This is a genomic window from Clostridium sp. UBA7339 (assembly GCF_002470865.1).
In the GTDB taxonomy this organism is placed as follows: domain Bacteria; phylum Bacillota; class Clostridia; order Clostridiales; family Clostridiaceae; genus Clostridium_J; species Clostridium_J sulfidigenes.
Genome location: NZ_DKPI01000006.1, coordinates 793,953 through 816,104 on the forward strand (window position 1 = coordinate 793,953; position 22,152 = coordinate 816,104).

Below are 22,152 nucleotides of genomic sequence, written 5' to 3' on the forward strand. Positions count from 1 at the left end.
TTCAAGACTATCTTATTTACAATATAGTCTTTAAAATTAATTAACTATTTATGCAGTAAGTTTATTAAAAGAAAATTCATTATTAAATTTACCCTAAAAACAACCACAAAAAGCTCCATAGGAATAATCCTATGGAGCTTCACTGCTCTTTAAGTACTTCATTGTACATATTTTCAATATACTATTTTAAAAAATAAAAGTCAATAAATATTCAATTAATTAAAATGTAAACTTATTAATTAATTGAATATTATATTTATACTATAATATTTATCTCTTAAACTACTATTTTCTACAGTATTTTTATTTATATTAATAAATATTAAAAAATTTTTCTGTTTTAAATATTTTTTATGATAAAATCCTCTAAATTTGCCGTTAAATATTACATTTTCTCGAGTCTATTATACGTTTACATATGACTATTTTTAAAATATAATATTTGTATAACATTATAACCCTTAATACTAGGAGGACGGAATGAAAAACTTTTTTTATAAAACTAATGTAAAAAATAATATTATTACTTTATATCCTAAAGAATCTAAATGTAATGTTTGGTATATTATTTCTATAAGTTTTCTCATTGTTTTTATGATATTTAATATATTCTTTTCAAATCTATTAGTCCTAGATGGTAAATTTCCTTTGCCATGGATTGTATTATTATGTATAACTGTAATTATAACCATCACTAATTTTAATGAATTTCACTCTTCTAATTTTATTATTATCAGTTATATTATAACCATTCCAATGATTTTAAATTATTTATTGTTTAAATTATACATATACATACCTAGTCATATAATTCTTATATTATCTTTAGGTATATCTATAATCTACAGAGTTACAAAAGAATTCCATAGTAAAAAATATCTAAAAATTATTATGGTGATTTTATCTATATGTACTTTCTTTTCAATTAATTATTACATATATTCTAAGAGAATTATAAAAGATTCTAACCTTAATACTACTGTAAAAAAAGCCATAGGTATGAATTCATATTCTTTAAATTCTTTGAATAAAACTGAACTTTCAAATGTAAATATACTTAAAATAAAAAATGTATCTAATCTAAAAGGCTTAGAATACATTGAAAATTTAAACACCTTGGATATTAATGATGATGGATTAATTTTAGATTATTTACCTATTACTAAGTTGTATAATTTAAAGACTTTAAGTATACACAGATGCAACTTAAATGTCTTAAGTGAAGTAGCCTTATTTGATAAAATAGATACTTTTAAACTTATATATCCTAAAACTGATTCTATAAATAGTCTGCCATTATTCCCAAAGGTAAAAAACTTAACCATTAGCTTTAGCAGTGATTTTCAGCTTTCAACTTTGAAAAATTTTCCTAATGTAGAGGAATTCTCTCTATGTTTAGAAGGTCCTTTAAATGTAGATGGAATAGAAGTTATAAATAATCTAAAAACCTTGAATCTATCCTACGCTTACATATCAGATTATTCTAAACTTTTTGATATACCTACACTGAAAACTATTAGTTTAAAAAATTGTTATATTGTAAATTTAGAGGATTTCATAAAACAGGCTGAATCTAAAGGTATTAAAGTCATTATGTAGTTTTACATAATGACTTTAATCAAACTGATCATCTCTTTAAAATACATACATATATTATCTATATAACTATTTTTACACTTTCTCCTTCATTGGTTTTTATATCTACAAGAACTAAGCCTTTATATTTTTTATTAAGATACTTAATTGCTTTTTTTAAGTTCTTCATTTCTTTATTGTTAATTGCTACCTTGGTTTTACTATTATTTTTTTTCCTATACATAGATTTTAATGCTAAAGGTAGTACAAATATTCCTAGCGAAATACAAACCCTTGGTATACATATATTTTTACTCTTATTTTCCCCTGGTTCTTTTATATTGATAATCATTTACTCAAATCCCCTTAATATATTATTTTAAGCTATTTCTATCAATATTTTATCTCCCTCATCTGTATCTACTTGTACAATTGGTCCTACAACACCTTTATCAATAGCTTCTAATATCATATCAATTTTGATATCATATTTGTCCATACTTTCAATTACATTACTACCAGCAGAAGCCATTATTTTTATAACCTCTAGTGGTATTGTAACTTTAACATTTTCTCCATCGTGAGATTTAATCCTTATATAAAGCATTCTAGTCCCGTTAGTTGATTTTGGTATTTTAAAGAATTCATCATCATCTTCGCCTTTTACTTTATCTCCATCGTTCTTTTCTAAGGTTTCTAGAAGTTTACTTGCTTGCTCCCCTGTAAGCTTTCCTTCCTCTACCATTTTTAAAATTCTTAACTTATCTTCCATGATTACTCCCCCTAATTTATATTTTATTTAAAAGTTCGATAGCTTCATCTGAAGTTATCTCACCATTTTCTAACTTTGTAATTACATGTTTTCTATCAATTTCATGCTGTTTTTTACTAGATAGCCCTAATACTTCATTTATTTCATCTAACTTACCCCTTACTGTTGGATAAGAAATTCCTAATGCCTTCTCTACATCTTTTATATTTCCTCTATATTGTAAAAAGGTTTCTACAAACCTTAATTGATCATGATTTAACTTCTCAAACTTTGAAAAAGTAAAATTATTTTCAATTACAGTATTACATTCATCACACTGTAGCCTTTTTATATTCAATTTTCCTGAACAAACAGGACATCTTGTTAATGCCTTATACATTCTTGCCACCTCCTAAATAAAATTATACGGCATATTCTTTTAATTGTAAATATATACATTGAAAATAATTAATATTATTATTCAAAAAATTAATTTTGAATAAGTATTATATTAATATAATTAATTTTAATATTAATATAATTAATTTTACTCGTTTATTGATAATATATAAAAATCTTATTATAAAATATTCATTACAAACCTTAGAATAAATATACAAAGATCTAATAACATAAATCTTTTTAAATTGGTAATCATAATTATTGATAAATTTAATATATTTATTAATGTATAATCAATAAATATTGTATACAAACTATAAATAATTTAAATATTCAGTAAATTGATTGAATAATCTTCAAAATAATGGTACAATAATAATTAAAATATATGAGAGTTAAAATTGAGAGGGAGTGAATTTTTATGATGGTAAAACTTACTGTAAGAAGTATTATGAATTTAGGACTATGGGGTAGACTTTGTGAATATAAAGGGTGGGATAAACTTATAGTTAGAGAAGGTTTAATCTCTCTTGATAGTGAAGTTGAATTTGATGATGAATTTTTAAAGAAAGATGTTGTACCAATAGAGAAATTAAATGTATTCTTATTTAATGTGGATACTGAAGATGCTAGATACTGTGGAACATTATTAGCAAGAGACTTAGAAGATGCAAAAATTAGAGTTGGTATGATCCACAATGTAACTAAGATTACAACTATTCAAGAAATCACTAAGGAACAGTTATATAATATGAAAAATAAACATATGGTTCTTGCAAGAATACCACTTTAGTCTATAAATGATACTAAAATAAGAAAAATCCCCAGTTAAATTGAGAATTATCAATTTAACTGGGGATTTTTCAAACTATAATTTAAATTTCTTTAAACTGCACATTATGTGCATAATGAAGTAGTAGATCTCTTTGTACTTCTATTATGGATGTATTAATATTTTCTCCATGAACCCTTAAAGTTACATCACTATGGTCTCCATATCTTTTTAGAAATTTATCCATATCTGAACGTTTAATACTAATTGGCAAAGTATCTCCATTACTTCTAAGTATCATTCCCACAGTTCTTCCTTCATTTCTAAATTTTCTTCCCTTAATTTTTAAATCTCTTAAACTAGCATCTATTATCATAGTAACCCCTCCATATTTACTTAAGTATAATTTTATATATTATATTTAAGTTTATGGAATAATATTACTTTAAATGTTAAATATTAATTTCAACTTCTACTGGACAATGGTCTGAACCTAATATCTCTGTATGTATCTTAGCTGAAATTAAATTTTCCTTTAATCTTTCTGAGGTACAGAAATAATCAATTCTCCATCCTGCATTTTTCTCTCTAGCTTTAAATCTATAAGACCACCAAGAATATGTTCCTTCTAAATCAGGATAGAAATTTCTAAAGGTATCTATAAATCCAGAATCTAATAATTCAGTGAATTTATTTCTTTCTTCATCAGTAAATCCTGCATTTCTTCTATTATTTTTAGGATTTTTAAGATCTATCTCCTTATGAGCTACATTTAAATCTCCACAGACTATCACTGGTTTATTTTCATCTAAATTTTTAAGATGTTTTCTAAATTCATCTTCCCAAACCATTCTATAATCAAGTCTTTCTAACTCCGACTTAGAGTTTGGAGTATATACTGTTACAAGATAAAACTTTTCAAACTCTAAAGTAATTACTCTACCTTCTTTATCATGTTCTTCTATTCCAATACCATAGGATACATTCATAGGTTCTATCTTTGTAAATATAGCAGTTCCTGAATATCCTTTTTTTTCAGCATAATTCCAGTATTGATGATATCCTTCTAAAGCAAGTTCTATCTGCCCACCTTGAACTTTACTTTCTTGAATACAAAACATATCTGCATCTACTTCTTTAAAGAAATCTAAAAATCCTTTTTGAACGCAAGCTCTAATGCCATTAACATTCCACGAAATCAACTTCATATATACTACCTCATTTCCAAAATAAATTTTAAGTTATAATAACTTATAACTTAAAACTTATTTTATTATTAGCTATAGCTTATCACTATAAGTTTAATGTGATTCTATTACCTTACTAATTATTGTAACATATAGTATATATTTATTTACACTACTATGGAGTAAATTGTCTACTAATTGATGCAACTATACTATTTTTCATATCCACTTTACATAGTAAAGCTCTTTCTGCAGAGATGTCCTTCTTATACTTATCTATATGCTTTTTAAAAGTATCATAATTAACTGTTTGAAAATCAATCTTATTATTATCTGGGTTTACTTCATAGGCTAATAAGTTCATAGCTACATCCTTAGATACTTCATAAACCGTTGTTTCAACTACAGAATTTCTAATATAATAGTCATCATAAACTATATAAGTTCCATCCTCTTCTTTTATAGCTTTATTATCCTTTTTAGCTTCTACTAAGGCATCTTCTCCAGTATAAAATTCTACTTCATCGAAGGATATATAAATAACATTATTATCTGTGTAAATATCTTTTACATATCCAATTCTACTATCATACATATTCTCTTTTATATTTAAGGTAGCATGAACATTTCTTCCATATTCCTTTGTCACCCCATTGTATGAATATTGTCCAGGTTGATTTAATATATCTATCTTTGATTTTTCCCAAAGAACATAATCCTTTATCTTATTGTTATCTACAATTACTTCTACCTCTTCTGGTAAAACAAATGAAAGGTCATCTTCATATATATCATAAGATAACTCAACTCCTTCCATTTTTACCCTTATACTAGTAAGAATCTTTTCCATATTTTCTGTATCAACCTTATTATCAATAGCTAATTTTATAATATAGTAAGCATCATCGTACCTCTTTTTCTTTATATACTCATCCTTTATATCTGTATATATCTGCTTATCATTCTTTCCTTTTGTTATTGCAGCTTCATAGGACTTTCTAGCCTCTGCATATTTTTTTTCTTCTAGAAACTTATTGCCCTCCTTTATATACTTTTCTATTTCATTTTCCTCAACTTGAATATCTTTGGCTACATTTTCAGATAAAACAATCTCTTTATCTTTATTTTTACATCCTCCCATTATAACTGTACCAGTGACCATAACAAAAGCTACAGAACACAATAGAAATTTATTTATTTTCATTTTCAAGCACCCCTTACTTAATAACTTTAATATAAGTATATGATGAAAATTTTAACAACTATAGTAAAGTTATTTCCAAGTTATTAACAAGGTTATTTTATACTTAATGGCATATCTACTCTTACAGTAACCTTTTCTCCATTTATAATATCTATAGAACCTCCATGATCTTTTATAATTTCACTGCATAGGTATAATCCGAGTCCTCTACTTTCAGATTCTGAATACTTATTAGATTTTATAAAAGCTTCAAAAATATGATCATATATTTCCTTAGGAATAACTCCTGACATACTCTCTACTTCTATAATATATTTCTTCCCTTCTATTTTCCCATTTATATAAAGATACTCTTGTGATTTAGAATATTTTATACCATTATCAATTAAATTTATAATAAGTTCCCTAATCCTGTTACACTGTGCTGATACTATACCACTTTCTAAATTTCTTATAATTTTCATAGAGTATTTTTTAGCTTTTATACTCATGTCATCACTTATCTCATCTATAAGTTTATCTATTCTAATATCCTTAAATTCTTCTGTAGTATAAGATAATCCCTTGGATATTTCTATTAACTCTATAATTAAGTGATGTAATCTTTCACTCTCTAGATATATTCTTTCTATAGCTCTTTTCTTAAAAGCCTCATCCTTTACCATCCCATCATTTATCATCTCTGCATATCCAGAAATAGCAGTTAACGGTGTCTTCATTTCATGAGTCACATTATCAAAAAAAGCTTTTCTACTTTTCTCTAATTTCTCTACCTTTTGTTTTTCTTCTTTTATTGTATTTATTTGTTCTTTTATTTTTTCTTTCATACTATTAAATTCTCTTGACAATATAGCTATTTCATCATTTCCATGAGCATCTATATAAAAACTATAGTCTCCTCGTCCAACTTTTTTTACGCCTTCTGTCAATGTTATTATAGGCTTAGTAACTTTAGTTATTATGAAAAAGCATAAGCTAAATATAAAGAATAATATAATACCTTCTACAACAGTTATAAATAAAAGCATCCTATTATTTTCACCATAAACCTCACTATAATCTTTTATAATACTAAGAACCCCTAGATTATCTTCATTCACAAAAATAGGATAGGACAGAATTCCATAGAGTTTTTTATCTTCATATTTAAGATTAACAATAGCAGTTCCAGATCCAGCATTTTTTTTTCCACTATTTAATATTTCCCTAAAAGATTCATCTACGTTCTCACTTAATATCTTGCCATCTGTATCACTTATTTCTACAGTGCATTGGAAATTAGATGATATATATCTATTTAAGTAATTGCTTTCTTTAACTAAGCTATCTTTTTCATACTCTAACTCTGTAGCTAGCAGTCTATATTTTATAGCTTCTCTAGTACTATACATAATTTCATTTAGTGAATTACCTATGGATGTCTCCATTCTAATAATTAATATATTCCTTATGGATAAATTCAATATTACTCCAAAAGTTATAATTATAGATAGTATAGAAAATATAAATTTTACTCTTATTTTCATATTATTACCTCATCACATATCCTACCCCAAATACTGTATCTATAAGATATCTCTCATTTTCATTATCTAATTTACTTCGAATTCTTCTTACATGAACATCTACAGTTCTAATATCTCCATCATAATCATATCCCCAAACTTTATTAAGAAGTTCTTCTCTTGAAAATACTCTATTCCTATTCTTCACTAAGAATTCAAACAAATCATATTCCTGTGGTTTCAATCTGACTTCTTCTTCATCCTTTAATACAATTCTACTATCTATATTTATTTTTATATGATTTGAAACTTCTAAAAATTCACTTTGGCTCTTCACTTTGTACTTTTCTACACATCTAAGAGCAGTTTTAACCCTTGCAAGGACTTCCTTTATATGAAATGGCTTAGTTATATAATCATCAGCTCCTAGCTCTAATCCTAAAATTTTATCTACTATATCATTTCTTGCAGTTAATATTACAATTGGAATTAAATACTTACTATTAATTTCTTTACATAACTCGAAGCCACTTTCATCTGGTAAATTTAAATCTAACAAAGCTAAATCAGGTTTATAATTTTTTACTAATTCTCTGCCTTCTTTAGCCGTAAATCCACATCTTACATTATATCCTTCACTTTTTAATGCAGTATATAATATATCACTTATAGATATTTCATCTTCTACTATTAAAATCTTTATACCCATATCTCTCTCCCAAATTAAAAATTATCCACTAATTATAATATACAGCTTCATATTATATATGGCAAATATATGAAGTAACTGTCTCAAATAAAAAATCCCCATCTATATTAGATAGGGATTAAAACTATATTCTTTCTACACTTTCTCTTATAACTAATTCAGATGTATACCTATACTCTGATTGTTCTCTTGGTTGTCGTAAAATTATAGATATTAACTCTTCAGTAGCTTTTCTAGCCATTTCTTTTATAGGTTGTTTAAACGTTGTAAGTGCTGGCGTTATAATTTCAGAAAAAACCAAATCATCAATACCTATAACAGATAAATCATATGGTATAGATATCTTAACCTTATTAGCAACTTTATAAACTCCATAAGCAATAACATCAGAACAAGCTACTATAGCTGTAACCTTACTTTTACAATTTAAAAGTTTTTCCGCTCCCTTAATACCAGTTTCTACATCATGCATAGAAGAGTGTGTCCATTCATCATCTATTTCTAAGCTATGATCTTTCATAGCTTGTCTATACCCTTCCATGCCATCTCCACAATTTGCTAACCAAGGTGTTCCATTAATACACCCTATATTTTTATGTCCTAATTCAATAAGATATTTAGTTGCTTCATAACCATCCCTATAACTATCTAGATATACATTGCAAACGTCTTCACTACTACTAATGCTACGATGAATAGCCACCATAGGATACTTAATTCTTAATAAATCTTCAAATTGCCAACTCTCCTTTATTAAACTAGGCGCAATTATAATGCCATCTACACAGTGCTCTCTCATTAGGTTAATATACTTATGTTCATTTTCTGCATCATTATATGTACTGCAAACTAATATGCTGTATCCATGCTCCTCTGCCGTTTCCTCAATACCCTTAATTATTCGTGAAAAATAAAAACTAGAAATATCCGGCAAAATAACCCCAATAAGCTTAGTTTCTCCATTAACCAAACTCCTAGCCATGGCATTCGGTTTATAGTCAAGCTCCTTAATTAAATTTAGTATTCTCTGTTTTGTCTCCTCTGTAGTTTTTGCTGTCTTTCCATTAATAACATTAGAAACCGTAGTTGCCGACACTTGGGCAATCTTCGCAATGTCCTTTATTGTAACCCCCATACAGATTCCTCCTACTTTATGTCATTTATTAAGCTATAAATATATTATATATGATACTCTATTAAACTACAATAGACCATATGCTCCCCCACATTTATCAAGTAAGCACATGGTCTATGTTAATTATTTTATCAACTTCTACTATTTCTTATATTCAATATGTCTAGCCTTAAAATTACAGGAACAAGATCTATTTATTGTAGTACTTGTCATATATCTTCTAACCTTAAGATAGAAAAATATAGTAGCACAAATAAGTATAATAAAACCGTATAAATAATTATATCTATATCCCAAGTTATTCAAAATAGTTCCACCAAGAAAATTCCCTATAGCTAATGAGAATCCATTAGCTAGCATCTTTAATGATGCAAATATATCTCGATGCTCTATGGCTATATTACTCATCATCAGACTATCTAAAGAGTAAATTATAAGACCAACAGATATACCTCTAATAACTAAGAAAAGTATAAACAATTCACTGCTAGAAACCACTGCTAACATAAAACAACTGATAATTGCAATTATAAATACAGTCAGGTTAAATTTCTTTACCCCCATCCGTTCTATAATCCCTGGCATTAAAATAAGCCCAAACATACTTAAAATAGTTAATGAAAAAGTTATATAAGATATTATATTATTTCCTAAACCAAAATAATTCTTTAATATTAAGTTATTATAAGGTGCTACACCACTAAATCCTATGGCGTTAATAAATAAAAGCATAGAAAAAAGTCTAATTTGCTTATCAGACTTTAAGCATTCTATTGTTTTCCTCATACTTTTCTTTACTTCTTCATTCTCTGCTACATTAGTTATATCCTTAGGTAGCAATAAGCATCTAATAGTTGAAGTCACTATTAGAATTATAGCTGCTAGTAGAAATAACTTTTTATACCCTATTCTCGCAAAATATTCTATTCCTGTTATATTTCCAGCTATTAGTGCTCCTACAGCTCCGGCTATTAAATTTACGGAATACTTATAGCTATAGGCACAACATTCCTTTTTACCTATAGTATATGAATACAACAATTGTAACTCTGTAACATTTATAAGACACGTACCTATATTTATAAGAATTTGACCAAACATAAGAATTATCATTGCTCTAAACCCCATATGAAACCCAACTCCTATGGCACAAATTAATAATCCTATACATAAAATTCTCTTTCTTCCAAGTATTTTAATAAATGGTCCTACAAAAAAGCCTGTCAAAGTAAATAGAGAGCCTAGAGAAAATATTGTTCCTATAGCTTCAGCTGATAAACCTATAAAATCATAATATAAAATTTGCAAAAAGAAAAACATTCCCATGCCCAGAGCACATAGAGCTTCACTCGCTACCATTATATGTATATTTCTAGGAAATGTCTTTATTATTTGTAACGTCTTTAATTTACCCATTTTATGTCCACCTTAAATAATCATTCTCTATTTAGGGTAAACAAAATTTCAATACTTATACAAAAAGAGAGCATTATTGCTCTCTTAAAATTAATTATATTCAACTTCTTTTAAGCATAATCCTTTAGCCTGAGCCATTGGTCCAGCTTGTGCTCTCTCTTTTGCCTCTAAAATTTTAGCAACATCACTTGGCTTTAACTGATTTTTCCCAACTTCTAAAAGAGTTCCAACTATTATTCTAACCATATTTAAAAGGAATCCATCTCCATTGACTTCTATTTTAATAATCTCATCATCCTTTGTTATATCAATATAATTTATAGTTCTAACAGTGGATTTATTATCTGATTTTAAGCTTGTGAAACTCTTAAAATCATGGGTACCAACCAAAATATCTGCAGCTGCCATCATAGCATTTAAATTTATTTCTTCTTCAATGTGGTATGTAAATTTTCTATTAAATACATTTCTATATTTTCCATTGTTTATAGTATACTCATAGGTTTTTGCCTTTGCATTATATCTAGAGTGAAATCTTTCGTGAACATCAGTTACTGATTTTACAACTATATCCTCTGGTAAAAATTCATAAAGATAGTTCAAAATATCTTCATTAGTAAGGGTAGATTTAGTATGAAAATTAGCTATATAGTTTTTAGCATGTACTCCTGTGTCTGTTCTACCACAACCTATAACTTGAATATCTTCATTAGTCATCTTACTTAATACATTTTCAATTTTATCTTGTATAGTAGCAACATTATCCTTTTGCTTTTGCCATCCTTTATATCTAGTTCCATCATATTCTATTACCATTTTTAAATTTCTCATAAAATCTCCTTTATTATCTCTACTAGTTAAATTCTCTATAGAATAAACAGAGTTCTAACTCTTAGCTCATTCCAATTAAGTATATACTCTTTACTAAAATAAAGCTATAAAATTATGTAGTTATATTATTTAACTGTCTTGCAATTTTTAATTATCCCTTGGTAGAGGTATTCTAAATGCTCTACATCCACATTTTCAGCCTTTAAACTATCAATTCTTTCTCTAGCCTTTTCTATAGCCTCTTTTGCTTCTGCATAATCCCTTTGTTTTATAGCATTACTGGTATATTGAAGCAAATAATCTACTTTTAATACAATTTTGGCTAAGTCTTCTCTATCATCATTTACTAAATCCAATAAAAGAGAATATATCTTAGGGGATGAGCTATTTCTATGAGTATTTAAAAAGTCATTATTTTTACTATTTTTCTTTGCCATAATATAATTTCTCCCTTCTTAATCCTAAAATTTTTATCTATTTTCAAACACAACTTTTCCTTTACATAGAGTCTTTACAATATTATACTTATTATCTAATATTACTATATCACAGTCCTTGCCTTTATCTAAACTACCCTTCCTATGAAGTATATTTAAATTTCTAGCTGGATTTGTACTTGCCATAGTGACAGCGTCTTCTAAGGTACATCCAGTGAATTTTATTATATTCTTTACAGCATCTATCATAGTTAAACAACTTCCAGCTAAGGTTGTATCTTTAAGTCTAGCTTCATTTCCAACTTTAATAACCTTTTGTCCACCAAGTTTGTACTCACCATCTTTTAACCCTTTAGCTTCCATAGAATCTGTTATTAATATTATTTTTTCCCTTCCCTTTATTTTATAAACAGCTTTTATAGTGTCTTTGTGAAGATGTATTCCATCACATATTATTTCTACACCTAATTCATCAAAAGTAAAACCAGCAGTAACTACTCCAGGTTCTCTATGATGATGAGAGCTTTGTCCATTGTGAAAATGTGTAACACTGGAAAGACCCTTTTCTACTGCTATTTCTATTTGAGAAAAAGTTCCATCACTATGCCCTACTGATGGAATAATGTTATTATTTGTAAGACATTTTATAAATTCGAACTTATTGTCTAATTCAGGAGCATAAGTAACCTTTTTAATGTTATTGTGAGAATGTTTTATAAGCTCCTTCATTATCTCACTATCTGGGGTTAAAATATAATTCTCAACCTGAGCTCCCTTATACTTTTTATTTATAAAGGGACCTTCCAAATGAAGTCCAATTATTTCTGCTCCATCTACTTCATTATTATCATTATGGTTTTTAACCTTTAAAGTATTATCAATAGCTTCTCTTATTTTTTTCAAACTTGCAGTCATGGTGGTTGGAAGAAAAGCTGTAACTCCTTCTCCTGGCAATTTATTAGTTAGATTTCTTAAACCTTCATAATCAGTGTCCATGACATCTATTCCGTATCCACCATGGGTATGCTCATCTATAAAGCCAGGTACTGCATAACATCCTTTTTCTATAACTAAAGACTCTCCATGGTCTGCAATTTTTCCATCTTTAATATATATTGTTGTATCTGTTAATACCTTTATCATTCCCACTGCCCCTTAAATCTTTATTTTTCATTAACAAAGCAATTATTAATATTCATATTAAATATATTTCCACTCTTACTATTTAAATGAAAAAACCTTGAAACCCGCATGAATAGAACAAATAGTTAAATAGTTTCCTATATAGCTATTTAGCTATTTGGCTATTTACCTATCTAAATAGTGAACTATGGAAATAGTACGATATTCTACATTTCATTATAAGATAATCTTACTAAAGGTTAAACATATTTTTATTACTATAGTAGAAAAACTTTTTGTATTTTTTATTAACTATAAACACATGCTATTCGTATATTAATTACTAAAGTCACTAATGATATTCTAAAAAGGAGGATTAAAATGAGTAAAAAATTTATATGTAATTTAAGTTTAGTCCTTGTAATTATAAGTTCTTTTATGTTTGTTGGATGTACTTCTAACACAGGGTCTACCTCAAACTCAACTACAGACAAGGATGAAAATAAAAGTGTATTTAATACTGTGAAAGAAATTGATGATGAAATAATTAAGGGAGCTTCTCAAAATGATCAGAGAAATCCTTCATCCTCAAAAGATGATTTAGCAGTTAAGCCGTCAGAGGTATATGAAAATATATCCAATGATAGCTCTAATAACCCATCTAATGAAGATCCTGCTCCAATAGCTTCAAAAATAGATACTACTAATCTTAGCAATGAAAAAATAGCATGGTGGTTTAAACCAAATAAACAACATGTGACACCAGAAGTAAATTTAAATTTAAAGTTTGATTTAAATAAATATGATGCTCATTACGTAGGAGATACTAGTAAAAAGGTACTTTATTTAACCTTTGATGAAGGTTATGAAAATGGATATACCCCTAAAATTTTAGATATACTAAAAGCAAATGATGTTAAGGCTATATTCTTTGTAACTTCACCTTATGTAAAAGATAATCCAGATATTATAAAAAGAATGGTAGAAGAAGGTCATATTGTTGGTAATCACACAAATCATCATCCTTCTATGCCAGATGTTACTAGATCAGAGGAGAAATTTAATAATGAATTTTCAGATGTAGAATCAAAGTTTAAAGAAATTACTGGTGAAAATATGCCACTTTATTTCAGACCACCAATGGGTGAATACTCCGAGAAATCTTTAGCTATGACAAAAAATCTAGGTTATAAAACATTATTTTGGAGTTTTGCATATCATGATTGGGATATAAACAAACAACCTGATCCAGTTAGAGCAAAAGATACTATAATGAACGGCTTACACAATGGCGCAATTCTTCTTGTTCATGCAGTTTCTAAGACCAACACAGAAATCCTTGATTCTATACTAAAAGAAGCCAAAGCACAAGGCTATGAATTTCAACTATTCCAGTAGATTATAAAATATATTACTTTAAAGATGCTCTTAAAATATTTTCAAAATGCATTCTTCCTAAAATATAATAAGCAAGAAAAGGAGTATTAATACATTTGTAAGCAGTATTAATGCTCTTTTCTTATAATTATCTTCAATCTTTTCTTTACAATGTCATTACTTAAATATATAATTATTGTATCGTTACAATAATTATATTTAGAATAATGAAAGGAGTATTAATAATGAACTCTATTTCAATAGAATTAGATAAATCATCTACAATACCTATGTACCTTCAAGTAGCTAATAAAATTGAAGCATTAATAAAATCTAACACTTTAAAAATTGGTGATAAGCTTCCCCCTATTCGTAAATTAGCTAATGAATTAGAAGTTAATAATGTAACTATAGTTAATGCATATAAACAACTTGAGATAAACGGATACGTTAACGCTATAAAGGGAAGTGGATATTATGTAGCAGAGCAAGATAATATCTATATGAGTTATGATATTTCATCCTCCCCATCCAATAGTAGAGGTATAAATTCTGAAAATCTAGATTCACATAATACCTATGTAGCTTCTCCTAACTACCAGGAAGACTTTAAGCTTATGTCTAATGGTCAAATTGCTATGTCTTCAACTACTATTAACTTTGCTAGTGCTACTCCTGATCCAGGTATCTTCCCTTTTGAAGCCTTTAAATCTGCTTTAAATGAAGTCCTAGATAGAGATAAAGGTTACGCATTTGGATACCAAGAAAGCAATGGTTATGAACCTCTTAGGTCTTCTTTATGTGATTATTTTCTTCAAGAGTATGGAATAAATGCTACTTCAGATAGCATTCAAATAGTTTCTGGTGCTCAACAGGGTATCGATATAATTGGTAAAGCTCTACTAAGTCCTGGTGATTATGTTATTACAGAAAATCCTACTTATACAGGAGCTGTTGCTGTATTTAAATCTAGAGGAGCTAATATCATCGGTGTACCCATGGAAGCTGATGGCATAAACTTAAAGTTATTAGAAGCAAATATTAAAATATATAAACCTAAATTAATATATGTAATGACTCAATTTCAAAATCCTACTACAGCCTCTTATTCTGAAGAAAAACTTAATCAGCTATTAGCTTTAGCTGATAAATACGATTTATATTTGGTGGAGGATGATTCTTTATCTGGACTTTCCTATGATAGTTCTTTTAAGAGCAAAACCCTTAAATCTATGGATAGTAAAAATAGGGTTATCTATATCAAAAGCTTCTCAAAGCTTTTAATGCCTGGACTTAGAATAGGATTTATAATTTCTCCTAAAGCTATAAAAGATGAACTTTTAGCAGCAAAACATACTACTGACATTTCTTCTTCTGGATTAATTCAAAGAGCACTGCAACTTTATTTTAAAAATGGTTACTGGGAAAAACATCTAAAATATATGATAGAGATGTATAAAATAAAATATGATGCCATGAAATCAGAACTAAAAAAGCTTAAAATATATGGCATAGATTTTATAGATCCTAAAGGTGGTCTTAACTTTTGGGTAAAACTTCCTAAGGGCGTTTCTGCTAGTGAGCTATATGTTCAATGTTCAAAAAAAGATGTATTAATTGTTCCTTGCAATGTATTCTATGTAAATAAAGATAAAAATATAGATAACACTTTAAGACTTAGTTATGCTGCCACTAATTTAGAAGAAATTCAAGTTGGCATGAGTATAATTGCTGACTGCCTATCAATGCTTATAAATAAAGGTAAAAGAACCTCTTATATAAGTCCTCTTATATAAGAAAAATAGGTTCTGTATGCAAATAGTAAACTATTTATACAGAACCTTTAATTTTATCCCAAAAGCTTTCCTTCTATATTTATATACTCATGTGCAGCCTTTAATCCTTCTTCTCTCGTATTAAACACCGCTTCTTCACCTAAGGATTTTACAAACTCCATTTTAGTAAGTGCTTTTTTAGGTTGTAGTTGTAGATTGGATATTATCAGTTTTATATTGTGCTTATTACAATGATTGTGTAACCTTTCTAGCGCTGAAATTGCACTGGCATCTAATGCTTGAGTATGCCTCATGTCTAATAATAATACTTCTGCTGCAGTCTCAATTTTACTTATCATCTTAATAAAATCTTGAACTACTCCAAAGAAGAAAGGTCCGTTTACTTCATATATTAAAATTTTATTATTATCAATCTGTATTACTTCTCCATCTTTATTTCTTTTGCTTTTTATTCCTTGAACTTTTTTAATATCTGTAGTTTCAGCTAATCTTCTTATCCATAAGAACATAGCTAGAATCATTCCTATCTCTATAGCTACTACTAAATCAAATACTATAGTAAATATAAAAGTTAAAAGTAAAATTATAATATCACTTTTTGGTGCTTTAAGAAGGGATTTAAAGGTTGACCACTCACCCATATTATAAGAAACTACAATTAATACTGCTGCCAAAGTTGTCATAGGTATCATTTTAGCTAAAGGCATAAATAATAGCATTATTAATAATAAGGTTATAGCATGTACCATTCCTGAAATTGGACTTCTACCACCATTTTTAACATTAGCTGCTGTTCTTGCAATGGCTCCTGTAGCTGGAATTCCTCCAAATAAAGCTGAACCTATATTTCCAATACCTTGAGCAATGAGCTCCATATTTGAATCATGACTATCATCTATCATTCCATCAGCTACAACTGCTGATAGTAATGATTCTATAGCTGCTAATATTGCAATAGTCATAGCTGGCTTAAATAAAACTTTTATTGTTTCTATTTCAAACATGGGAATTGAAGGCACTGGTATACTAGATGATATTTGTGCATATCTACTACCTATTGTTTCTACTGGTAAATTAAATAACTGAACTGCTAGAGTAGATACAATAAGTGCTATAACGGAACCCGGAATAGTTTTATTTACCTTTGGCCAAAACACCATTATCAGTATACATCCAATTCCAACTAAAAGTGCAGTAATATTTAAAGTGCCCATATTAGAAAAGTAGCTTTGCCACTTAGGTATAAACTCTGCTGGTACATTTTTAATATTAAGTCCTAAAAAATCTTTAACTTGTGTAGATAATAAAGTTATGGCTATCCCACTAGTAAAACCTACAGTTATAGTATGTGGAACATACTTTATAAGATCTCCTAATTTTAATACTCCCATTATAACAAGCATAATTCCAGCCATAAGGGTTGCTATTATAAGACCATTAATACCATACATTTGTACTATAGTATAAACTATAACTACAAAAGCTCCGGTGGGACCTCCTATTTGCACTCTACTTCCACCTAAAAAAGAAATTATAAATCCAGCAACTATAGCAGTGATGAGGCCTTTTTCCGGAGATACTCCAGAAGATATACCTAGTGCAATTGAAAGTGGTAATGCTATTATAGCTACTATAATTCCAGCCATAACATCCTTCATTACTTGCTCTTTAGTAATCTTTTTCTCTTTAATAAGAGTAAAAATCTTTGGTGACATCTTTTCTCCATCCTTTACTTTAGCTTTAGTCACTCAACAATATTCTATTTTAATACTTATTTCTACCACTAAGTACTAAAGTAGAGTATCGTGGCAACGAACATAGCCTCAGGGGAAGATTATCGTCCTCTGAAGCCTAATGCTTATGCTATTATTTATGGGTGCAAAATAAGCTTTACACCCATAGATATTTTATACCTTGCTATTTGAATTGTCAAATTTATATTCTATATGGAATAATTTACATTTTATAAATTGATAAGGTTCGATCTAAAATACCTGTTAAATATGCAAGTATAACTCCATAGTTAGTTATAGAAACCTTCTTATCTTTGCACTGATTTATTCTGTTAATAACAGTTTTTCTATTTATCATACATGCTCCACAATGAATTATCAAATCATATTTTTCAATGTCCTCTGGGAAATCATGACCAACTCTATATTCATAATTAAGATCAAATCCTACATGCTTATTTAAAAGCTTTGGAATCTTAACTTTTCCTATATCTTCATGAGACACATTATGAGAGCAGCTTTCTGATATAAGTATTCGTGAATTTTCATTAAGGTCTTTGATTTTATTAGCCCCCTCTACAAATACAGATAGGTCTCCTTTATGTCTTGCAAAGAGCATAGAGAAACTAGTTAATTTAATATTAGATGGAACTATTTTATCTACCTTCTTAAAAGCTTGGGAATCTGTTATTACTAAGTCTATATCCTTAATATCTACCAGAGCAGATTCCAATTCTGTATCTCTTACTACATAACTTTTTATTCCATAATCTAAACAATCTCTTATGCATTGAACCTGAGGTAATATTAACCTTCCTTTCGGTGCTTCTGAATCTATAGGTACTACAAGAACAGCCTTACTATTATAAGGTAATAAATCACCTATTATGGGAAGTTCCTCTTGATTCTCTTGTACCATAGCTATAATTTTTCCCTTTAAAGTTTCAATTCCTTCACCAGTTATGGAAGATACAAATACACCTTCAGAAAACTCATTTTTCAAATCTATTATTTTATTATTATTTAAAACATCTATCTTATTAATGACAAGGATATGTGGCACATTATACTTTTTAAAATTTAACTTTACTTCTTCGTAAGCTTTTATGTCTATATCATCAGAATCCATAACATATAGAGCTAAATCTGTCCTCTTAACTATTTCAAGAGTTTTCTCACTCCTTACAGCTCCAAGCTTGGTATCATCCCAAAGTCCTGCTGTATCAATAAATAGAACTGGACCAATTGGAATTAACTCCATTGCCTTTGAAACTGGGTCTGTAGTAGTTCCTCTTACATCTGAAACTATAGAAATTTCTTGTTTAAGAATTTTATTTAATAATGATGATTTTCCTACATTAGTTTTACCATATATAGCTATATGCGTTCTATTAGAATTAGGTGTAGTATTCATTCTCTCTCTCCTTCTAATCTATTGCTTACGTATCCAGTCTAAATTATCTCCTCTAGTAATATCTAACTGGAATCCTGCACTTTTTATTCTATTTTCAATACAATATCTACATTCTGCTGCTTCATCTCCAGTGCATATCTTTCCATCATAAAGAGAATATTTCTCTCTCACACTTCTTGGTGATAGGTTAGGCATAACAACATTTGCTCCAGCTTTAATTCCCATCTCCCTTCCCAAAGGATTAATACTACCTAGTGCTGTAGTAGCAGGTAATAAAATATTTGGGACTAAAAGTCTTACTAAAGCTAGCATAGTAATAGTTTTTTCTAAAGTTCCTGATTTACAATCCTTTAATACTGTGTCCTTATGGGGTATAAAAGGACCCAATCCACACATATGAGGAGATAGTTCTTTTATAAATCTTAAGTCATTAACTAAATCCTTATTTTCTTGTCCAGGTAACCCCACCATAAATCCTGCCCCTATTTGATATCCTATTTCCTTTAGGTTGTATAGGCATTGTCTTCTATTCTCAAAGGTAGCACCTGGATGAAATCTATCATAAAGTTCTTTTGTAGCAGTTTCGTGTCTTAATAAGTATCTATCTGCACCTGCATCATAAAGTTTCTTATAGGATTCATAACTTCTCTCTCCTAAAGAAATTGTTATAGCATTTTCAGGATATCTTTGTTTTATAGCTTTAATAACCTGTACTAATCTTTCATCTGTATAATATGGATCTTCCCCTCCTTGTAATACAAAAGTTTTATATCCTAGTTCATCTCCTAGGTCTGCACATTCTAATATCTCTTCTAGAGTAAGTCTATATCTATCAGCATTTTTATTTTCTGCTCTAATTCCACAATAAACACAATTCATGCTACAGTAATTAGTGAATTCAATGAGACCTCTTATATATACTTTATCTCCATATACTTTCATCCTAGTTTCATGAGCTTTTTCTATTAAATATTTTTTACTTTCTTCATCCAAATTATCTAATATGTACAATAACTCCTCTGAAGATAAATTATTAGTTAAAGCTAACTTATCTATTAAATCTCTTATCATAATTTTCCCCTTTACAATATAATTTTATAATATACTTAACCTAAAATAAAAGTCTAGCCATCTTAATATAGAAAGAAAGCTAGACCCATAATATATAACAATAACTATGGTTCTGGTTTTATAGTTTTCTTTCAGATTAGATTGTTTTATCTTTTCCGTTAGATTTTTAAACCTTTACATTTATTTTTATGAAAATTTAAATTTAGTATTCCATCTTTAGAATAATACTTTATTATAATAAATTCAAGCCATTTATTGCAGTGACTTGAATAAACCAATTATTTATTGATTATTATATAATCTATTATAATAAGTTTCGTCTATAGAAGGATTCTTTATAATAATTACTCCTTGAAAATAATCAGTAGTTACCCCTGGTTTTTTCCCTATAATTCCTCCAACTTCTTCCCCAGCTACATCTTCTTGTGAATATAAGATATCATCTGGAAATGGAAAATATATAGGAGTAAATTTTCTTTTATATGGACTTCTTGAGTTGTTTAAATCTATTACCATATCCTCTTTATCTAACTTTATTTCTTCGATGAGCGTATTTAAATCTTCTCTTGCTGCATTTATTTGCATATGTGTATTATCAAAATTAAATTTACCTTTTTGGTATATAACATTAATCCCTAAAACCTTATCCTTAAATTTCTTATCCTTTGCAATTTTTGCTCCTAAAAAATCTACATCTAAAATTTTATGTTGATAGCTATATATCTGGTATACATGGATATAACATCTTTTCATATTCATATCTTTATAGAAACTATTCAAATTATCATATAAATATTGAGAATACTTTTCATTTCCATTTGTATTATTTGAATCATCTTGATGATATGTTTTCATAATTTCTTGCAAATTTCTTATATTATCTAAAACAATTTTTATGTTATTTAAATCATCATTTAAAGCTTCTTTATATTCTTCTTCATTGGCATTAATATCACTATAAAAATTATCAATATGCTTTAAAATTATTTCATTTCTTTTTTCTAATTCCTCATCATTACTTATATTTGTTATAATCTCTTCACTTTTTAAGTTTTCCAAAATATTATTTATATTTTCTATCTGCTTATCTGTTAAATCAGGATTTCTACTAATTATCCTTTTAAAATATAAGTCAACAGATTGAACGGACTCATTTATTCCTATTCCCATTATATTTAATTTTTTATTATCGGGAAGTTGGCTATTTTTTAGGTATAATTTTTTTAGCATTTCCTGCTTTGAATCTCCAATAAATGCATATCCCATAGAACTATTATTATATGATTCTAATAAGGATTCATCTCCAGTCTGTAAGTATTCATTTATAATTGCAGCTTCTGCATACCCTACATCAACTAAAAAATATTTTAACTTCCATGTATCCATTAAGTAAGATATAAATTTATATTGAATTTGCGCATTCTCCTTTATTCCAATTTCTTCATTAGTCAAAACTATCTTTTTATCCTTTACACTATCATCAAAAATTTCTAATGCAGAATAATCCTCATAATTAGTGAAATCTATATTAGAAGAATTTTTGCCTATATAGCTTTTCTCATTAGCTGGCAATGATATGTACATTCCTCCTATTAAAAGGATAAATCCTATCACAAAGGCAAGGGTAATAATAATTTCTTTTTTTATTTTATAATTCAATATGTCTCCCCCTTTTTATCGTAAAATTCATATCCATAATATATCTAAATTATACT

Annotated in this window: 21 protein-coding genes; 4 read left to right on the top strand and 17 right to left on the bottom strand. The window is 28.0% G+C overall.

All coding sequences use genetic code 11. The annotated features are described in order from the left end of the window. Positions 1-480 precede the first annotated feature (480 nt). Positions 481-1,599: a hypothetical protein gene (locus B2S02_RS07180; RefSeq protein WP_346920479.1), complete on the top strand. Its 1,119-nt coding sequence runs from the start codon at positions 481-483 to the stop codon at positions 1,597-1,599. A 58-nt stretch (positions 1,600-1,657) separates the two neighbouring features. On the opposite strand, the gene B2S02_RS07185 is transcribed toward B2S02_RS07180, so the two are convergent. The 3 genes from B2S02_RS07185 to B2S02_RS07195 are packed head-to-tail and all read right to left on the bottom strand — an operon-like array spanning position 1,658 to position 2,726. Continuing rightward, positions 1,658-1,927 (bottom strand): hypothetical protein, encoded by a 270-nt coding sequence (locus tag B2S02_RS07185; RefSeq protein ID WP_346847395.1) that lies wholly within the window; start codon positions 1,925-1,927, stop codon positions 1,658-1,660. A gap of 27 nt (positions 1,928-1,954) precedes the next feature. After that, positions 1,955-2,347, bottom strand: a complete 393-nt coding sequence (locus B2S02_RS07190; RefSeq protein ID WP_035130552.1) for an SHOCT-like domain-containing protein — start codon at positions 2,345-2,347, stop codon at positions 1,955-1,957. Positions 2,348-2,363: 16 nt separating this feature from the next. Continuing rightward, positions 2,364-2,726, bottom strand: a complete 363-nt coding sequence (locus tag B2S02_RS07195) for a DUF2089 domain-containing protein (RefSeq protein ID WP_035130549.1) — start codon at positions 2,724-2,726, stop codon at positions 2,364-2,366. A gap of 423 nt (positions 2,727-3,149) precedes the next feature. Between B2S02_RS07195 and B2S02_RS07200 the strand changes: the two genes are divergently transcribed. Then, positions 3,150-3,521: a hypothetical protein gene (locus tag B2S02_RS07200; protein WP_035130245.1), complete on the top strand. Its 372-nt coding sequence runs from the start codon at positions 3,150-3,152 to the stop codon at positions 3,519-3,521. An 82-nt stretch (positions 3,522-3,603) separates the two neighbouring features. On the opposite strand, the gene B2S02_RS07205 is transcribed toward B2S02_RS07200, so the two are convergent. The 10 genes from B2S02_RS07205 to nagA form a co-directional block, all read right to left on the bottom strand. After that, on the bottom strand, positions 3,604-3,876 hold the full coding sequence (locus B2S02_RS07205) for a hypothetical protein (protein ID WP_346847394.1): 273 nt from the start codon (positions 3,874-3,876) through the stop codon (positions 3,604-3,606). A 76-nt stretch (positions 3,877-3,952) separates the two neighbouring features. After that, on the bottom strand, positions 3,953-4,708 hold the full coding sequence (locus B2S02_RS07210; protein ID WP_346847393.1) for an exodeoxyribonuclease III: 756 nt from the start codon (positions 4,706-4,708) through the stop codon (positions 3,953-3,955). 154 nt (positions 4,709-4,862) lie between these two features. Continuing rightward, complete coding sequence (locus B2S02_RS07215; protein WP_346920480.1) at positions 4,863-5,891, bottom strand: hypothetical protein; 1,029 nt, start codon at positions 5,889-5,891, stop codon at positions 4,863-4,865. Positions 5,892-5,983: 92 nt separating this feature from the next. Next, positions 5,984-7,417: a HAMP domain-containing sensor histidine kinase gene (locus tag B2S02_RS07220; RefSeq protein ID WP_346920481.1), complete on the bottom strand. Its 1,434-nt coding sequence runs from the start codon at positions 7,415-7,417 to the stop codon at positions 5,984-5,986. A 4-nt stretch (positions 7,418-7,421) separates the two neighbouring features. Beyond that, entirely contained in the window at positions 7,422-8,105 is a 684-nt protein-coding gene (locus tag B2S02_RS07225; RefSeq protein WP_346847390.1) for a response regulator transcription factor, read from the bottom strand. Between the two features lie 124 nt (positions 8,106-8,229). Continuing rightward, a complete protein-coding gene (locus tag B2S02_RS07230; RefSeq protein WP_346847389.1) occupies positions 8,230-9,240 on the bottom strand; it encodes a substrate-binding domain-containing protein in 1,011 nt (336 codons plus the stop codon). 141 nt (positions 9,241-9,381) lie between these two features. Continuing rightward, the gene (locus B2S02_RS07235) at positions 9,382-10,656 is read right to left on the bottom strand and encodes an MFS transporter (protein ID WP_346847388.1); all 1,275 of its coding nucleotides are present in this window, start codon (positions 10,654-10,656) and stop codon (positions 9,382-9,384) included. Positions 10,657-10,746: 90 nt separating this feature from the next. After that, positions 10,747-11,487 carry a tRNA pseudouridine(38-40) synthase TruA gene (truA, locus tag B2S02_RS07240; protein WP_346847387.1) on the bottom strand — a complete coding sequence of 247 codons (741 nt, stop codon included), beginning with the start codon at positions 11,485-11,487 and terminating at the stop codon, positions 10,747-10,749. Positions 11,488-11,612: 125 nt separating this feature from the next. Continuing rightward, the gene (locus B2S02_RS07245; RefSeq protein WP_346891844.1) at positions 11,613-11,924 is read right to left on the bottom strand and encodes a hypothetical protein; all 312 of its coding nucleotides are present in this window, start codon (positions 11,922-11,924) and stop codon (positions 11,613-11,615) included. Between the two features lie 33 nt (positions 11,925-11,957). Beyond that, positions 11,958-13,067, bottom strand: coding sequence for an N-acetylglucosamine-6-phosphate deacetylase (gene nagA, locus B2S02_RS07250; protein ID WP_346847386.1), 1,110 nt, complete (start codon positions 13,065-13,067; stop codon positions 11,958-11,960). A gap of 360 nt (positions 13,068-13,427) precedes the next feature. Between nagA and pdaA the strand changes: the two genes are divergently transcribed. Together pdaA and B2S02_RS07260 are read left to right on the top strand one after the other, a co-directional pair. Further along, entirely contained in the window at positions 13,428-14,444 is a 1,017-nt protein-coding gene (gene pdaA / locus B2S02_RS07255; RefSeq protein ID WP_346920482.1) for a delta-lactam-biosynthetic de-N-acetylase, read from the top strand. A gap of 224 nt (positions 14,445-14,668) precedes the next feature. Beyond that, positions 14,669-16,219, top strand: coding sequence for a PLP-dependent aminotransferase family protein (locus B2S02_RS07260; RefSeq protein WP_346847384.1), 1,551 nt, complete (start codon positions 14,669-14,671; stop codon positions 16,217-16,219). Positions 16,220-16,272: 53 nt separating this feature from the next. Here the strand turns inward: B2S02_RS07260 and B2S02_RS07265 are convergent, their stop codons facing one another. The 4 genes from B2S02_RS07265 to B2S02_RS07280 all read right to left on the bottom strand — a co-directional run bounded on the left by B2S02_RS07265 (position 16,273) and on the right by B2S02_RS07280 (position 22,096). Further along, on the bottom strand, positions 16,273-17,934 hold the full coding sequence (locus B2S02_RS07265) for a SulP family inorganic anion transporter (protein ID WP_346847433.1): 1,662 nt from the start codon (positions 17,932-17,934) through the stop codon (positions 16,273-16,275). Between the two features lie 241 nt (positions 17,935-18,175). Next, positions 18,176-19,366, bottom strand: a complete 1,191-nt coding sequence (gene hydF / locus B2S02_RS07270; RefSeq protein WP_346920483.1) for a [FeFe] hydrogenase H-cluster maturation GTPase HydF — start codon at positions 19,364-19,366, stop codon at positions 18,176-18,178. An 18-nt stretch (positions 19,367-19,384) separates the two neighbouring features. Next, positions 19,385-20,437 (bottom strand): [FeFe] hydrogenase H-cluster radical SAM maturase HydE, encoded by a 1,053-nt coding sequence (gene hydE / locus B2S02_RS07275; RefSeq protein WP_346847382.1) that lies wholly within the window; start codon positions 20,435-20,437, stop codon positions 19,385-19,387. A gap of 282 nt (positions 20,438-20,719) precedes the next feature. Next, the gene (locus B2S02_RS07280) at positions 20,720-22,096 is read right to left on the bottom strand and encodes a hypothetical protein (RefSeq protein WP_346877278.1); all 1,377 of its coding nucleotides are present in this window, start codon (positions 22,094-22,096) and stop codon (positions 20,720-20,722) included. Positions 22,097-22,152 lie beyond the last annotated feature (56 nt).

Coding starts and splice junctions, on each gene's coding strand:
- B2S02_RS07180 (WP_346920479.1), top strand. CDS start 481: ATGAAAAACTTTTTTTATAAAACTAATGTAAAAAATAATATTATTACT.
- B2S02_RS07185 (WP_346847395.1), bottom strand. CDS start 1,927: ATGATTATCAATATAAAAGAACCAGGGGAAAATAAGAGTAAAAATATA.
- B2S02_RS07190 (WP_035130552.1), bottom strand. CDS start 2,347: ATGGAAGATAAGTTAAGAATTTTAAAAATGGTAGAGGAAGGAAAGCTT.
- B2S02_RS07195 (WP_035130549.1), bottom strand. CDS start 2,726: ATGTATAAGGCATTAACAAGATGTCCTGTTTGTTCAGGAAAATTGAAT.
- B2S02_RS07200 (WP_035130245.1), top strand. CDS start 3,150: ATGATGGTAAAACTTACTGTAAGAAGTATTATGAATTTAGGACTATGG.
- B2S02_RS07205 (WP_346847394.1), bottom strand. CDS start 3,876: ATGATAATAGATGCTAGTTTAAGAGATTTAAAAATTAAGGGAAGAAAA.
- B2S02_RS07210 (WP_346847393.1), bottom strand. CDS start 4,708: ATGAAGTTGATTTCGTGGAATGTTAATGGCATTAGAGCTTGCGTTCAA.
- B2S02_RS07215 (WP_346920480.1), bottom strand. CDS start 5,891: ATGAAAATAAATAAATTTCTATTGTGTTCTGTAGCTTTTGTTATGGTC.
- B2S02_RS07220 (WP_346920481.1), bottom strand. CDS start 7,417: ATGAAAATAAGAGTAAAATTTATATTTTCTATACTATCTATAATTATA.
- B2S02_RS07225 (WP_346847390.1), bottom strand. CDS start 8,105: ATGGGTATAAAGATTTTAATAGTAGAAGATGAAATATCTATAAGTGAT.
- B2S02_RS07230 (WP_346847389.1), bottom strand. CDS start 9,240: ATGGGGGTTACAATAAAGGACATTGCGAAGATTGCCCAAGTGTCGGCA.
- B2S02_RS07235 (WP_346847388.1), bottom strand. CDS start 10,656: ATGGGTAAATTAAAGACGTTACAAATAATAAAGACATTTCCTAGAAAT.
- truA (WP_346847387.1), bottom strand. CDS start 11,487: ATGAGAAATTTAAAAATGGTAATAGAATATGATGGAACTAGATATAAA.
- B2S02_RS07245 (WP_346891844.1), bottom strand. CDS start 11,924: ATGGCAAAGAAAAATAGTAAAAATAATGACTTTTTAAATACTCATAGA.
- nagA (WP_346847386.1), bottom strand. CDS start 13,067: ATGATAAAGGTATTAACAGATACAACAATATATATTAAAGATGGAAAA.
- pdaA (WP_346920482.1), top strand. CDS start 13,428: ATGAGTAAAAAATTTATATGTAATTTAAGTTTAGTCCTTGTAATTATA.
- B2S02_RS07260 (WP_346847384.1), top strand. CDS start 14,669: ATGAACTCTATTTCAATAGAATTAGATAAATCATCTACAATACCTATG.
- B2S02_RS07265 (WP_346847433.1), bottom strand. CDS start 17,934: ATGTCACCAAAGATTTTTACTCTTATTAAAGAGAAAAAGATTACTAAA.
- hydF (WP_346920483.1), bottom strand. CDS start 19,366: ATGAATACTACACCTAATTCTAATAGAACGCATATAGCTATATATGGT.
- hydE (WP_346847382.1), bottom strand. CDS start 20,437: ATGATAAGAGATTTAATAGATAAGTTAGCTTTAACTAATAATTTATCT.